The sequence below is a fragment of the Larkinella rosea genome, from assembly GCF_003858635.1.
GTDB lineage: Bacteria > Bacteroidota > Bacteroidia > Cytophagales > Spirosomataceae > Larkinella > Larkinella rosea.
This window is the reverse complement of sequence record NZ_RQJO01000007.1, coordinates 271,109-285,804: the sequence shown is the minus strand read 5'-3', so window position 1 is coordinate 285,804 and position 14,696 is coordinate 271,109. Positions and strand designations below refer to the sequence as shown.

Below are 14,696 nucleotides of genomic sequence, written 5' to 3'. Positions count from 1 at the left end.
CGCTATGATAGCAGAACCTTCTTACACCATTGAAAGTCTGACGGACCTCCTCGCGGGGAAAACCGAAGTAGAAAGCCTGCGGACGCTGGCCGAGCTATTTCCCGGTCAGGTGGTTTTTTCCTCCAGCTTCGGCTATGAGGATCAGGTGATTACGGATATGATTCTGGCCAACAACATCCCGATTCGGATTTTTTCACTGGATACGGGCCGGATGTTTGGCGAAACGTATCAGGTCTGGCAAAAAACCAACAGCCGGTACGATACCAGGATTGAAGCGCATTATCCCAAAACCGCTGCCGTTGAAAAAATGCTGAACGAAAAAGGACCGTTCAGTTTTTACGAGTCAATCGAAAACCGCAAGGAGTGTTGCTTCATCCGGAAAGTGGAACCGCTGAACCGGGCGCTGGCAGGCAATAAAATCTGGGTTACCGGCATTCGGGCCGAACAATCCCAAAACCGCCAGACGATGACGCAACTGGAAGCCGATGAGGTACACAACCTGGTCAAATTCCACCCGCTGATGAGCTGGACGTTCGGTGAGGTTAAGGATTATGTGCGTAAAAACAACGTGCCGTATAACCCATTGCACGATCGCGGTTTTGTATCGATCGGTTGCCAGCCCTGTACCCGCGCCATTCAGGAGGGCGAGGATTTCCGGGCCGGTCGCTGGTGGTGGGAAGATAATTCGAAAAAAGAGTGTGGATTACATGCCAAATAAAACTTTGATCACCCCTGATATTCTCTGATTAACCCTGTGTAACAGTTAAATAGTTATTACACAGGGTTAATCAGGGGGAAGCAGAGAAATTCATATGAGTACGTACAAACTTGATTATTTAGATCAACTCGAATCGGAAGCGATTCACATCATGCGCGAAGTGGCCGGGCAGTTCGAACGACCGGCGCTGCTGTTTTCGGGCGGAAAAGATTCCATTACGCTGGTGCATCTGGCGCTCAAAGCATTTCGCCCGGGCAAATTTCCGTTTCCGCTGGTGCACATCGATACCGGTCATAACTTTCAGGAAGCCCTCGATTTCCGGGATTGGCTGGCCGAAAGTCTGGGCGAAAAGCTGATTGTGCGGTATGTGGAAGATACCATTCGGGAAAAGAAACTGAAAGAACCGACGGGCCGAAACGCCAGCCGGAACGCCTTACAAACGTTTACCCTTCTGGATACCATCGAAGAATTTGAGTTCGATGCCTGCATCGGTGGTGCCCGGCGCGACGAAGAAAAAGCCCGCGCCAAAGAACGCGTCTTTTCCGTTCGGGACGAATTTGGCTCCTGGGACCCCAAACTGCAACGGCCCGAACTCTGGAACATTTACAACGGCAAGATTCACAAAGGTGAGAACGTCCGGGTTTTTCCGATTTCGAACTGGACCGAGCTGGACGTCTGGAATTACATCAAGCGCGAAAACATTGCCCTGCCGAGCATTTATTTTGCCCACGAGCGTGAGTTGATTCTGCGCGACGGCAAGTTACTTGCAACGGCCAAAGGCGTCATTCAAACGGAAGAAACGGACCAGCTAGTGACGCGAAAAGTGCGGTTCCGCACGGTGGGTGACATTTCCTGCACGGCCGCCGTTGAATCAGATGCCGACACGCTGGAAGCCGCCATCGCCGAAATTCAGGCCACCCGCATCAGTGAACGGGGCGAAACCCGGATCGACGATCAGGTGTCGGAAGCCGCCATGGAAGACCGGAAAAAGGGAGGATATTTTTAAGTTAAGAGTTATGAGTTGAGAATGTAGAGTTTATTCCTTCCAATTCTAACTCATAATTCATCATTCTTAATTCATCATTTTTAAAGTGGACTTACTCCGATTTATTACCGCAGGCAGCGTCGACGATGGCAAAAGCACCCTGATCGGCCGCCTGTTATACGATTCAAAATCCATTCTGGCCGACCAGATGGAAGCCATCGAACGCGCCAGCAAAAGCCGGGATGATGGTGAAATTGATCTGGCGCTGCTGACCGACGGTTTGCGCTCCGAACGCGAACAGGGCATTACAATCGACGTAGCCTACCGGTATTTCCAGACCACCAAACGGAAGTTTATCATCGTCGATGCGCCGGGCCACATCCAGTACACCCGCAACATGGTAACCGGTGCCTCCAATTGTCAACTGGCGGTGGTTCTGGTCGATGCGCGTCATGGGGTGGTTGAACAGACGCGTCGGCATTCGCTGATTGCTTCGATGCTGGGCATTCCGCACCTGGTAGTGGCCATCAACAAAATGGATCTGGTGGATTATTCGCAGGATGTTTTTTCCAACATTTGCATCCATTATAACGAACTGGCACAAAAACTGGACGTCGGCGAGGTGACCTACATTCCACTGAGCGCCCTGAATGGAGATAACGTGGTCGAAAAGTCGGCCAACATGCCGTGGTACGAAGGTGAACCGCTGCTCAGCTACCTCGAAACCGTTGAGCTGGATCATGACGAAAACCTGACCGACGCTCGCTTTCCCGTTCAATACGTGATTCGTCCGCAAACCGCCGAACTCCACGACTACCGTGGATACGCCGGGAAAATCACCAGCGGTATTTTCCGGAAAGGTGATTCGGTAACGGTTTTGCCGACCGGTGAAACATCCACTATCGATGCCATCGAAATGGCCGAGACGCATTTTGACGAAGCGTTTGCGCCCATGTCGGTCGTACTGCATTTAGCCGATGATGTTGATGTGAGCCGCGGAAATCTCATTGTAAAATCGGAAAGTCTGCCGATCGTTAGCCAAAACGTCGAAGCTATGCTTTGCTGGATGGATTCAAAACCGTTAAAAGCGGGTAATAAATACACGCTGCAGCATGGGACGTTCCGGACCCGCTGCGCCGTGCGTGACATTGTTTATCAGCTGAATGTCAACACGTACGAAGAAAAAGAAGACGTTGAGAGTTTGAAACTGAACGATATCGCCCGGATCGTTCTGAAAACCGCCAAACCGGTCAGCTTTGATCCGTACGACAAGAACCGGGTCAATGGCGGAGCCATTTTAATTGACGAAACCTCGAACGTAACGGTTGGGGCGTTGATGCTCCAGAAAGAAGCCGTCTAACGATAAATTATCCCTTAACAGGCGCTGCCTCATTCGTTGCGTGACCGGAGTTTGGTCCTCGCTACGGAAGGGGCAGCGTTTCGCATTATGCTTACCCATCCCCGCAGCTTTAGAAAACCAGGTTTCGGGCTTCACTACCATTTGGCTAACTGATTGGGTTTTATCGAAACAAAAACGGATTTACTTTATAACCAATTGTAATAACCAATAATAAAAAGTAGGCCTATTTACGGAATGACAGGAACTGATAAATGAGTACATTTGTATGTAAACCATACCCAAAGTGCCGGATTTCCGGCTTTTTGTCCAAAATAGTAGTCTCTTAAATCCATCGACTATCTCACTAAAGCGATAAATTATGTCAGTTCAATTCACCGACAACATCAGCCCGGCCGCCCAGCGCGATATTCTGATCCTGCAGAGCAAAATTGAAAGCTTTGCCAAGGGTGAAATGCCCGAAGAAAACTTTCGCAAATTCCGTTTAGGGCGGGGTGTCTACGGGCAGCGACAACCGGGTGTGCAGATGATCCGGATTAAATTACCGCACGGACGCATTACGGCCGATCAGCTGATTCGAATTGCCGACATTTCTGATAAATACGCAACCGGAAACCTCCACGCAACCACGCGGCAGGATATTCAGCTGCACTTTGTTAAACTGGTTGATACGCCCCAACTATGGTCGGATCTCGAAGATGCCAAAATAACACTTCGGGAAGCCTGCGGCAATACAGTCCGCAACGTAACGGGTTCGGCTACAGCGGGTATCGATCCCGAAGAACCGTTTGATATTACGCCCTACGCCTATTCGATTTTCGACTACCTCCTCCGCAATCCGATTTGCCAGGAAATGGGCCGGAAATTCAAAATCTCCTTATCCTCCAGCGAAAAAGACTCTGCCTACGGTTATATGCACGATGTCGGGCTGGTTCCGCGAATCAACGAAGCCGGACAAAGAGGCTTTAAAGTGATGGTCGGTGGTGGTTTGGGCGCTCAGCCTTACATGGCCGAAACCGCTTATGAATTTCTGGAAGAAGACAAAATCATTCCGTTTATCGAAGGCTGCATCCGCGTTTTCGACCGCTTTGGCGAGCGCACCCGTCGACACAAAGCCCGCATGAAATTCCTGTTACAGGACATTGGTCTGGAGGAATTTTTACAGCGAGTAGAAGGAGAACGACTGGCGTTGAAAAACAAAACGTACACCATCGATACCAATATCGTTGCTTCCTCAGAACCTGGTGCAACGGCGACTGGCGATCCGATAAATACTGCGGAGTTGTCGGGTGATGAGCGGTACCAGGCCTGGCTGAAAACCAATGTGTTCGAGCAGAAACAAAAAGGGTGGTATGCTGCGCAAATCCGGGTTTTATTAGGTGATATGCACTCGGATACGGCCCGGGCGCTGGCTGCTGTCGTTAAAAAATACGCTGGTGATGATATTCGCGTGACGGTAAATCAGGGCTATATCCTGCGGCACATCCAGCCGGAAAATCTGCCCTCGCTGCACGCGGCACTCGACGCGCTCGGTCTGGCCAATCCCGGTTTTGACTCTGCCGCCGACATCACCACCTGCCCCGGTACCGATACCTGTAACCTGGCGATTTCGAGCAGCTACGGCATTACACGGGCTCTGGAAAAAATGATGACGGCCGAATTTCCCGACCTGATTTACAACAACGATATCAAGATCAAGATTTCGGGTTGTATGAACGGCTGCGGTCAGCATTCCGTTGCCAACATCGGTTTCCACAGTAGTTCGGTGAAAAACGGAGCCTATATCATTCCGGCCCTGCAGGTGTTGCTTGGGGGCGGTTTTAACGGAAAAGGTGAAGGTCTGTTCGGCGATAAAGTAGTGAAAATCCCGACCAAACGCGGCCCCGACGGACTTCGTTTGCTGCTGAATGATTACGATGCTAACGCGTTTGATGGCGAGTATTACAGCGATTATTACGCCCGGAAAGGTAAAAATTATTTCTATACGCTGCTAAAACCGCTGGCAGACCTGAAAACGCTGGCTCAGGAAGACTATACGGATTGGGATCATACGGAACAGTTCGTCACCGAGATTGGGATTGGCGAATGTGCCAGTGTCATGATCGACCTAGTGGCCACGGTCTTGACCGAAGCCCATGAAAAACTGGGCTGGGCCCGCGAGGCTTTCAACGAAGGAAGATGGGCTGATGCCATTTACCACACCTACAACGTGTGGATTGTGGGGGCCAAAGGATGTTTGATGATGAAAGACATCAACACCAATACCCAGCACGGTATTGTCAGCGATTTCGATAAGAATTTCGTTGGTGAAGGCTTCCACGAACAGGAAGGCGACTTCAAGGCGGTGGTTTTCAGCATCAATAAAAATGAACCCACTGAAGCGTTTGCGCAATCCTTCATGGCACAGGCAGCCTCGTTTATCGAAAAATTCCGGATATACCGTGAACGTCAGATCGAATTGGAAGGCTTGCCCGCACTGCGGGAATTAGTCAGTGCAAAAGACAGCTAAAAAGTAGAAAAGCGGAGAGGATGAAGAAATACGTTTTTTCTTTCTTTTATCCTTTCCGCATTTGCTCCTCTCTTAAAGATGAAATTAACCTTGGTAGGTGCGGGTCCTGGCGATCCGGATTTGATAACATTGAAGGGAATCAAAGCATTGCAACAGGCTGAGGTGGTCATGTACGATGCGCTTGTTCATCCCGATTTACTGGATTATTGCAAACCGGATGCGCTGAAGGTATATGTCGGCAAACGGATCAACGAATATTCCTGTACGCAGGAAGAAATCAATCCGCTGATTGTACATTATGCGCAGCGTTATGGAAATGTCGTGCGATTGAAAGGTGGTGATTCCTTCGTTTTCGGCCGGGGATATGAAGAGATGGAATATGCCCGGCAGTACGGTATTGAAACAGAAGTGGTCCCCGGTTTATCCAGCAGCTATGCCGTTCCGGCCCTGGCTGGAATTCCGCTGACCACGCGCGGAGTTAGTGAGAGTTTCTGGGTCGTAACCGGCACCACCAAAACCGGTCAACTTTCGCAGGATCTCCACCTGGCGGCCCAGTCAACCGCCACCGTTGTAATCCTGATGGGTATGCACAAGCTGGCTGAAATCATGACGGTTTTCGGCGAATGCGGCAAAACCGATCTGCCGGTTGCCATTATTCAAAACGGCTCGCTGACTGAAGAACGGGTCGTAACCGGGAAGGTCTCGACAATTGTTGATCAGGTTGCCACGTCTAAAATCAGTTCCCCGGCCATTATTGTTGTTGGCGAAGTAGCTCGGTTGCGGGATTTACAATTAACTGAACTGCAACAGGTTATTGCAAATAACTGATCATTTTGGATGGGGATACGGCCGGGTCTCCACCACTTCCCTCCTGTTTCCATGAACAACCTCTTCCCTGTTTTTCTGAAAATCGAACACCTCCAGACGCTGGTGGTTGGCGGTGGAAATGTGGGGTTGGAAAAAGCGAACGCCCTGTTATCGAATGCTCCCGGTGCCCCGATAACGCTGGTGGCCCCCGAAATTCGGGCGGAACTGGTAACGCTGGCTGAGCAGCACCCGAATTTTAGCCTGATCTACGATTCGTACGCTCCTGATTACTTGGAAAACAGCGATCTGGTCATTGTGGCCACAAACGATAAAGCGGTCAATGCTCAGGTGCAGACCGACTGCAAAAACCGCCGGATTCTGGTCAACGTAGCCGACACCCCGGATTTGTGCGATTTTTACCTGAGTTCCGTAGTAAAAAAAGGGGATTTGAAAATCGCCATTTCGACAAACGGAAAATCGCCCACGTTTGCCAAGCGGTTTCGGGAGATCCTGGAAGAAATCCTGCCGGATTCGTTACAGGATACGCTCAATAACCTACAAAGCATCCGAAACCGCCTGAAAGGCGATTTTCAGGAGAAAGTAGAGCGGTTGAATGAAATTACGAAAATAATGAAGCCCTAAAAATGGGGCAGTAATTGGGTCAGATTAAACGGTTCTTTCCGGAGAATAAAGACGTAAATTAGACCGGCCAGAATCAAATACATGGCAATCAACCACTTTTTCTTCTGCTCAAATTCAGCAGGATGATGGTGGTAATCGTAGTACATGGACGCCGACAGCGCCATGACCATCAGAAAGAAAGAAAAAACCGCACAGTCCGTCCGGTACGCTACCAGCTCCCGCATGAATCGGGCGCCCATCAGGATGTATAACAGCCAAAAACCGAAACCTGCGCGGTACAGATACATGCTAAACCGGCGGTCGTTTTTTAAGTCAAAAAGTCGATCCGACATGATTGTCAGGAATTTATTCGAGTGAAATTACGTATTTTATGACAAACAAACAATCTTGTAGTTTGTCAATATTCCTATAACGAAAAAACCATGGTAAGTGAGCAATCCAATACCGTTTCGCCCCAATTTAAAACCATGAAAGTGGAGCTGAATCGGGTCGATAACGACTTTCATTTCGAGGCAACCGGTGTTTCCAATGTGCCCATTCACATCGACGGCGCTCTGGACATTGGCGGCCACAACGCTGGCGCGCGTCCCATGGAAATGCTGCTGATGGGATTAGCCGGATGCAGTGCCATCGACGTCATCCTCATTCTGAAAAAACAGCGGCAGGTCATTGAGGATTTTCGGATAACGGTTGAAGGACAACGTCCCGCCGATGCCATTCCGAACCCGTTTCAGGCCATTCACCTGCATTACATTCTGAAAGGAAATCTGGATGAAGAAAAGGCACGGCGAGCCATCGACCTGTCGATGGATAAATACTGCTCGGCGACCGCCCAGCTTCGCCCAACGGCCGCGATCACGTATTCGCTGACGATTGAAAAATAGACACAAGAGGATCGACAAGAGACGAGAGAGTAAATATCTCGTAATCAGCACTGTAAATCTCTTGTCTATTGTCTCACATCTTTTATCTCCTGAAAGGCTTTCGAACCCGGAAGCCTTTTTTTATTTTGGCACTATGAAACAATACCACGACCTGCTCCGGCATATTTTAGCAAACGGCACCCAAAAAACCGACCGCACCGGCACTGGCACCATCAGTGTTTTTGGCTACCAGATGCGGTTTGATTTACAGGAAGGATTTCCGCTTGTTACGACGAAAAAAATACACCTTAAATCGGTAATTCACGAATTGCTGTGGTTTATCAAAGGGGATACGAATATCACTTACCTGACCGAACACGGCGTCAAAATCTGGGACGAGTGGGCAGATGAGAACGGCGAACTCGGACCGGTTTATGGCAAGCAGTGGCGCAGTTGGGAAGCTCCCAACGGCCAGCTTATCGATCAGTTGCAGGACGTTCTGAAGCAATTGAAATACCGCCCCGACTCACGCCGGATGATTGTCTCGGCCTGGAATCCGGCCGATGTTCCGAACATGGCCTTGCCGCCCTGCCACGCACTGTTTCAATTTTACGTCGCCGAAAACCGGCTGTCGTGCCAGTTGTACCAACGCAGTGCCGATGTGTTTCTGGGCGTCCCATTCAACATTGCTTCGTACGCGCTACTGACCATGATGATGGCGCAGGAATGCGGCTACGAACCCCACGAATTTATCTGGACGGGCGGAGATACACACCTCTACCTCAATCACCTGGATCAGGTTCACCTGCAGCTTTCCCGCGAGCCGCGTCAGCTTCCGGTCATGAAAATGAACCCGTCGGTGAAGTCGATTTTCGACTTCAAGTACGATGACTTCAAGCTGGAAAATTACGATCCGTTCCCGGCCATCAAAGCCCCCGTAGCGGTTTAACACCCACAGACTTTACTCCGGGAAACCCTGACGATGGACTGGAATACAAGGGACTAAAGTCCGTGAGTACGTTTGAGTTTTTCGTATTCGCGTTCGGCCAGGCTTTTTTCGTTAAAACCGTGGTAAACACTGAAGTAGTGGGAAATTAAGCCAATACCCCAACCGAGTGTCGTCCAGATTGGCCACGGATAAACGCCCCATTTTTCCTTGAAAACCAGGAAAATAACCAGCCATATCAGCCAGAGAACAACGTTGACAAACAGGTAAGTCCGCAGGTGCATTTTAAAGCCGGCCCGAGCTTTTGCCTGCTTCCAAAGATGAGGGTCGCGTGTGTCCATGTAGGGGTCTACGATTGTTGGGGAAATTAAGTTAGTCAGATTCAGACTATAATCAATAGGGAAGACCAACTTTCTTTTACAGCGGGACAGCAAGAAACCGTATTTGATATTTTGGTTACAAAAACGACTGAATTAATCGACACCATGAGCAATACCGAAATTATCGATATGCTGGAATTAACGGCCAAATTGATGGAACTCCACGATGTGGATGCTTTCAAAATCCGGGCGTTTCAGTCGGCCGCTTTTAACCTGGACAAAACCAGCGAAGACCTCACCAAACTGTCGTTTCCGGAGCTGATCAAATTGCCAGGCGTCGGAAAATCGGTGGCCGGAAAAATACTGCAAATCATCGAAACCGGTCGGCTTCAGGATCTGGATGATTTGTTGGCTCAAACGCCGGAAGGGGTGCTGGAAATGTTTCGGATCAAAGGAATTGGTGCCAAAAAAATTCGGGTAATCTGGCGGGATTACGGCATCGATACCTTGCAGGATTTGCGACTGGCCTGCGAAAGTGGCGAAGTTGCAAAAATCAAAGGGTTTGGTGAAAAAACGCAGCAGGCCATTCTTGAATCACTGGCATTTCTGGAAAACCAGTCGGGTAAATTGCGAATGGACAAAGCTGACGCCCTGGCTCATATGCTGCTGGATGTTTTTGAAAAAGAATTTAGCCGCGTTGAAATAACCGGGCAGATCCGGCGGAAAATCGAAGAAGTGGATACCGTCCAGTTTATCGTCAGCACGGCCGATCCGATTGCCGCGTTTGAGTTCCTGAATTCCCTGTCGTATCTCGAACAAAATGAGATCGAGTCCACTCCTTTCACCTGGCGCGGGCAGGCCAGTGGCTACGAAGTGTTGATTGAAATCATTACGGTGTCTTCCGATCAATTTGAAAGTCAATTATTTATCCATTCGGCCGCCGAAAAACACCTGCAAGTAACCGGAGCTTCGGGCTGGACTTTACTCCAAACCAGCCGGACGTTTCCGACCGAAACCGAAGAAGCGGTTTATGAGCGATCGGGCCTGCCGTTCATTGTACCTGAGATGCGCGAAGGCGGTTTTGAGTTTGATTGGGCGCAAAAACATAGCGTAAGCGACCTGGTGACCTGGGATGCATTGCGTGGGATTCTGCACAACCACAGCACGTATTCCGACGGCAAACATACGCTGGAACAAATGGCCAATTACTGCCGGGAACTTGGGTTTGCGTATTTTGGTATTGCCGATCACTCACAGACGGCGGTGTATGCCAAAGGCCTGGAGCCGTACCGCATTCAGCAACAGCATGAAGAAATTGACCGACTGAACGCTCAGTTTGGCGGTTCGTTCAAAATCCTGAAAGGGATTGAATCCGATATTTTGAGCGACGGTGCGCTTGATTACAGTGACGATATTCTGGCGTCATTCGATTACGTGGTGGCATCTGTGCACCAGAACCTGACGATGAGCAGCGAAAAAGCGACAGCCCGGTTGATCAATGCCATTCAAAATCCGTATACAACTATTCTGGGCCATCCGACGGGTCGGTTATTGCTGGCCCGGGCCGGGTATCCCATCGACTACAAAGCCGTAATCGACGCCTGTGCCGAAAACGGAGTCGTAATCGAGATCAACGCCAGCCCCTGGCGACTTGACCTCGACTGGCGCTGGATTCAATACGCAGTTAGCCAAGGGGTTAAACTAAGCATCAACCCGGATGCGCACGAAATGGCGGGTTTTCACGATATGCACTACGGGGTAGCCGTGGCCAGGAAAGGCGGTTTGACAAAAAACATGACGTTCAATGCGCTAACGCTGCCCGAAATGGAAGCCTATCTTCGCAAAAGGCAACCACGGTCGTAAATTTCGGTATCGGTCGAATTTTAAATGTAATTTTAATTCGCTCATTATTCGTTATTTACTATTCAATATTTGATATTTACCAGGTAGTAAGAACCCTTACAACCTGACCTGATGAGATTTTTCTACTTCACCTTCGTGTGTAGTTGGCTGATTCCGTATTTTGCGGTTGCACAGTCAAAAATTGATAAAACCAATCACTCGTTAACCGGCTACATTCGCGACGCCATCACCAAACAACCCATTCAGGGTGCCTCGGTTTTTATTACCGAAAACCGCCGGGGCACCAACACCAGTCGCGATGGGTTTTTCGTCATTTCGCTTCCGGCCGGAACCTACAACGTCAAATTTACACACGTCGGTTTTCACGCCCAGACCCATACCATTACGCTCCATAAAACGGTTTTGACGGAAATCCTGCTCCAGGACGACTCCAAGGATCTGGACGAAGTGACCGTGACGACCGAAGCACCCGATCGAAATGTCAAAAAAGTGGAGTTGGGGGTTACTCAAATGACCATCAAAACCATCAAACGGATTCCGGCTTTTATGGGCGAAGCTGATGTGGTGCGGAGTCTGCTGTTGTTACCCGGCGTAACGACCGTTGGCGAGGGAGCACCGGGCATCAATGTCCGGGGTGGTAGCACCGACCAGAATCTGGTGTTGATGGATGACGCGCCGATCTTCAATTCCAGCCACCTGATGGGTTTCTTTTCGGTTTTCAACCCCGATATTGTTCGCGATGTTACGCTGAACCGGGGCGGTATTGCACCCAATATGGGCGGACGGGCCGCTTCGGTGCTCGACATTCGGGTGAAAGAACCGGAAACCGAGAAAATCACGGTCAACGGCGGCATTGGCGTTGTAGCCAGCCGCCTGGGAATTGAAGGTCCGATTATGAAGAAAAAACTCTCCTTTTTACTCGCCGGTCGGGCATCGTTCAATGATTTTCTGTTCAAATTAATGCCGCGCAGTATACGGGACACAAAAGCCAACTTTTACGATGTAACCACGAAACTGAAGTTTCAACCCAATGAGAAACATACGGTTACGTTTACAGGATACAACAGCCACGACTCATTTAAGCTCGCTTCCGATTCGCTTTCGACCGTGGAAGTCAATGCCTCGTCAACCTTATTCGAATACCGCACCCTGAACGGAACCCTGAAGTGGAATTATTCCATTAACAACCGCCTAAATCTGGCGACAACCGCCATTTACAGCCAATACCGCCCCGAAACGTCCGTGCCGGACTCTTCCAACGCGTTCCGGCTTAGCTCGGAAATACGCCACCGTCAATTGAAGGCCGATCTGAGTTTTACCGCTACCGAAACCCACCAGTTTCAGGGCGGTTTTAGCCTGATCGATTATTACCTCCTGCCCAACAAACTGATTCCCGGTTTTCAGTCGAATGTGCTGGCGAAGACGCTGCCCGTTGAGCGGGCGTATGAACTGGCGGTTTACGTGCAGGATGAGTGGAAAGTAAACGAAGCGGTTTCTATTGTGGGCGGCATTCGCTATTCTCAATTTCTGAATCGTGGACCAGCTTCCGTACCCATTTACGAGGAAGGTGTTCCATTGCAACCTGAAACCACCACATCGTCAACCACTTACAATAAAGGTCATATTTTCCACAAAACCGGCGGAGTCGAGCCGCGACTGGCAGTGCGCTGGACGGTGGGTGAAGGCCAGTCGATTAAAGCGGGATACAACCGCATGCGGCAATATATTCAACAGATCACCAATACGACGGCTGCGCTGCCCATCTCGCGCTGGAAACTGAGCGACTCGTTCATCAAACCGCAGATTGCCGATCAATGGTCGGTAGGTTATTTCAAAAATACGGCAGGGAATGCGATTGAGGCATCCGCTGAAGTGTATTACAAGACCGTTCAAAACGCGATCGATTACAAAGATGGCGCCAATTTAACCCTGAATCCGACCCCCGAAACCGAGTTGTTGCAGGGCAGCGGCAAGGCTTACGGACTGGAAACGCAGCTTAAGAAAAATAAAGGTCACTGGATTGGCTGGGTTAGTTACACCTATTCCCGGGTTTTGTACACGATAAACGGGCCTTTCCCGCAAGAACGGGTGAACAACGGCCAACAATATCCGGCCAATTTCGATAAACCGCACACGCTGAATGCGATGACGACGTTCCGGCCCAACAACCGGGTGAATATTTCGTTCAATTTCACCTACAGCACGGGCCGCCCCGTGACCCAGCCTTACGCCCGCGCCCGCATCAATGGCATCATCGTTCCGATTTACATCAACCGCAACCAGCAACGGATTCCGGATTATCACCGACTGGATTTCGCGGTTGAGTTCAATCAGGACCCGGTCAGGAGTGACCCGGCTAAAAAAAAGCGGTATGAGCGAAGCTGGGTCTTTTCGATTTATAACGTTTACGCCCGGAAAAACGCCTATTCGGTCTTTTTCAAGTTGAATTCGGCTTCGTTGAATGACGGGTACAAGCTCTCGGTTTTTGGTTCCGCCTTCCCGTCGCTGACGTATAATTTCAAGTTCTGACCTGGCTATGCTATGAAAAATAAACTAAAGAGCCACCGGTTACTGACTTTGATACGGATCACTCCGCTCCTTTTGTTCTTTTCCGGACTGGTCAGTTCCTGTCTGTCACCCTACCAACCCGATACCCAGTCCATCGGGAGAGCCGTGGTGGTGGAGGGAATGATTACCGACCAACCCGGCCCTTATTTCGTCAATCTGACCCAAACGGCAGATTACACCTATTCGGGCCTGAATTTACTGGTTACCGGTGCCACCGTAACACTTTCCGACAACCTCGGCAATCAGGAAATTCTAAAAGAAGCGACACCGGGTTCCTACCAAACCGCAGCTAACGGAATCCGTGGCATTGCGGGTCGTTCCTACAAAATCACCATCCGAACCTCCGCCGGAAAACAGTACGAATCGGCTCTGGAGTTGTTGAAAGCCGCTCCACCGATCACGAAACTGAGCTCCGAATACAAGTATAATCCGGCCGCTTTCAGCAACGATTTACGCAATTACTGGGAGGTCTATCTGGACACGAAAGATCCCGAAACACCCGGCGATTATTACCGCTGGGTTTGGAAGAATTACGAAATGACACCGGCCTGTCAGGTAAGTCCGGGTCTTAATGCAGACGGGGCCTATACCGGCATTCCCTGTTGCACGGCTTGCTGGAATATCAACCAATGTTACAGCAATTGCATCAACATCAGTTCCGATGCCGCCATCAACGGAAAAGCGATCAGTCGGCAATACATCCTGAGCGTGCCTTTTACGTCGCGCAGCATTTACTACGTGGAAGTGGAACAACAGTCGATCAGTCCCGGGGCCTACCGGTTTTTCAGCAGTGTTCAAAAATTGGTTAACAATACGGGTGGCCTGTTCGATTCGGCACCGGCTACCGTCGGTGGAAACATGAAATGCACCAGCGATCCAGATGAGGTGGTATACGGTTATTTTGGCGCGGCCGGTGTTAGCGTGCTGCCGCTGAGAGTAGACCGGACAAAAGATGCGGTGGGCGTCCCGAATGGAAAAGTAATCCAGTTGGATAACCTGGCAGCCTGTATTCCCTGTATGAACAGCATAAACCGTACACCGACCAAACCGCGCTTTTGGGACCAGTAGCCACCACCCTGTCAGCGCCGGGCCTGCGACCGTACGACGGCCCGGCGCTG

The 14,696-nt window shown here is 50.1% G+C and carries 13 protein-coding genes; 11 read left to right on the top strand and 2 right to left on the bottom strand.

Annotated features, from left to right (window positions below; translation table 11 throughout):
- The first annotated feature begins 4 nt into the window (after nt 1–4).
- The 6 genes from EHT25_RS01445 to EHT25_RS01420 all read left to right on the top strand — a co-directional run bounded on the left by EHT25_RS01445 (nt 5) and on the right by EHT25_RS01420 (nt 7,018).
- On the top strand, nt 5–718 hold the full coding sequence (locus tag EHT25_RS01445) for a phosphoadenylyl-sulfate reductase (protein WP_124869553.1): 714 nt from the start codon (nt 5–7) through the stop codon (nt 716–718).
- A gap of 94 nt (nt 719–812) precedes the next feature.
- Entirely contained in the window at nt 813–1,724 is a 912-nt protein-coding gene (gene cysD, locus EHT25_RS01440; RefSeq protein WP_124869549.1) for a sulfate adenylyltransferase subunit CysD, read from the top strand.
- An 85-nt stretch (nt 1,725–1,809) separates the two neighbouring features.
- Nucleotides 1,810–3,063, top strand: coding sequence for a sulfate adenylyltransferase subunit 1 (locus tag EHT25_RS01435; RefSeq protein WP_124869546.1), 1,254 nt, complete (start codon nt 1,810–1,812; stop codon nt 3,061–3,063).
- 358 nt (nt 3,064–3,421) lie between these two features.
- A complete protein-coding gene (locus EHT25_RS01430; RefSeq protein ID WP_124869543.1) occupies nt 3,422–5,569 on the top strand; it encodes a nitrite/sulfite reductase in 2,148 nt (715 codons plus the stop codon).
- Between the two features lie 78 nt (nt 5,570–5,647).
- Nucleotides 5,648–6,397 (top strand): uroporphyrinogen-III C-methyltransferase, encoded by a 750-nt coding sequence (cobA, locus tag EHT25_RS01425; protein ID WP_124869540.1) that lies wholly within the window; start codon nt 5,648–5,650, stop codon nt 6,395–6,397.
- A 51-nt stretch (nt 6,398–6,448) separates the two neighbouring features.
- A complete protein-coding gene (locus tag EHT25_RS01420; protein ID WP_124869538.1) occupies nt 6,449–7,018 on the top strand; it encodes a precorrin-2 dehydrogenase/sirohydrochlorin ferrochelatase family protein in 570 nt (189 codons plus the stop codon).
- On the opposite strand, the gene EHT25_RS01415 is transcribed toward EHT25_RS01420, so the two are convergent.
- Nucleotides 7,015–7,350 (bottom strand): hypothetical protein, encoded by a 336-nt coding sequence (locus EHT25_RS01415; protein ID WP_124869535.1) that lies wholly within the window; start codon nt 7,348–7,350, stop codon nt 7,015–7,017. The two genes, EHT25_RS01420 and EHT25_RS01415, sit on opposite strands and share 4 nt — an antisense overlap.
- 135 nt (nt 7,351–7,485) lie before the next feature.
- Here EHT25_RS01415 and EHT25_RS01410 point away from each other — a divergent pair, with 135 nt between their 5' ends.
- A complete protein-coding gene (locus EHT25_RS01410) occupies nt 7,486–7,902 on the top strand; it encodes an OsmC family protein (protein WP_124873432.1) in 417 nt (138 codons plus the stop codon).
- Between the two features lie 133 nt (nt 7,903–8,035).
- Nucleotides 8,036–8,830, top strand: coding sequence for a thymidylate synthase (locus EHT25_RS01405; protein ID WP_124869533.1), 795 nt, complete (start codon nt 8,036–8,038; stop codon nt 8,828–8,830).
- 53 nt (nt 8,831–8,883) lie between these two features.
- Here EHT25_RS01405 and EHT25_RS01400 read toward each other — a convergent pair whose 3' ends face one another.
- Nucleotides 8,884–9,168 (bottom strand): 2TM domain-containing protein, encoded by a 285-nt coding sequence (locus EHT25_RS01400; protein WP_124869530.1) that lies wholly within the window; start codon nt 9,166–9,168, stop codon nt 8,884–8,886.
- Between the two features lie 144 nt (nt 9,169–9,312).
- Between EHT25_RS01400 and EHT25_RS01395 the strand changes: the two genes are divergently transcribed.
- From EHT25_RS01395 to EHT25_RS01385, 3 genes are all read left to right on the top strand, one after another.
- Nucleotides 9,313–11,010, top strand: a complete 1,698-nt coding sequence (locus EHT25_RS01395; RefSeq protein ID WP_124869527.1) for a helix-hairpin-helix domain-containing protein — start codon at nt 9,313–9,315, stop codon at nt 11,008–11,010.
- A gap of 111 nt (nt 11,011–11,121) precedes the next feature.
- Complete coding sequence (locus EHT25_RS01390; RefSeq protein ID WP_124869524.1) at nt 11,122–13,539, top strand: TonB-dependent receptor; 2,418 nt, start codon at nt 11,122–11,124, stop codon at nt 13,537–13,539.
- A gap of 12 nt (nt 13,540–13,551) precedes the next feature.
- A complete protein-coding gene (locus EHT25_RS01385; protein WP_124869521.1) occupies nt 13,552–14,646 on the top strand; it encodes a DUF4249 domain-containing protein in 1,095 nt (364 codons plus the stop codon).
- Nucleotides 14,647–14,696 lie beyond the last annotated feature (50 nt).

Coding starts and splice junctions, on each gene's coding strand:
- EHT25_RS01445 (WP_124869553.1), top strand. CDS start 5: ATGATAGCAGAACCTTCTTACACCATTGAAAGTCTGACGGACCTCCTC.
- cysD (WP_124869549.1), top strand. CDS start 813: ATGAGTACGTACAAACTTGATTATTTAGATCAACTCGAATCGGAAGCG.
- EHT25_RS01430 (WP_124869543.1), top strand. CDS start 3,422: ATGTCAGTTCAATTCACCGACAACATCAGCCCGGCCGCCCAGCGCGAT.
- cobA (WP_124869540.1), top strand. CDS start 5,648: ATGAAATTAACCTTGGTAGGTGCGGGTCCTGGCGATCCGGATTTGATA.
- EHT25_RS01420 (WP_124869538.1), top strand. CDS start 6,449: ATGAACAACCTCTTCCCTGTTTTTCTGAAAATCGAACACCTCCAGACG.
- EHT25_RS01415 (WP_124869535.1), bottom strand. CDS start 7,350: ATGTCGGATCGACTTTTTGACTTAAAAAACGACCGCCGGTTTAGCATG.
- EHT25_RS01410 (WP_124873432.1), top strand. CDS start 7,486: ATGAAAGTGGAGCTGAATCGGGTCGATAACGACTTTCATTTCGAGGCA.
- EHT25_RS01405 (WP_124869533.1), top strand. CDS start 8,036: ATGAAACAATACCACGACCTGCTCCGGCATATTTTAGCAAACGGCACC.
- EHT25_RS01400 (WP_124869530.1), bottom strand. CDS start 9,168: ATGGACACACGCGACCCTCATCTTTGGAAGCAGGCAAAAGCTCGGGCC.
- EHT25_RS01395 (WP_124869527.1), top strand. CDS start 9,313: ATGAGCAATACCGAAATTATCGATATGCTGGAATTAACGGCCAAATTG.
- EHT25_RS01390 (WP_124869524.1), top strand. CDS start 11,122: ATGAGATTTTTCTACTTCACCTTCGTGTGTAGTTGGCTGATTCCGTAT.
- EHT25_RS01385 (WP_124869521.1), top strand. CDS start 13,552: ATGAAAAATAAACTAAAGAGCCACCGGTTACTGACTTTGATACGGATC.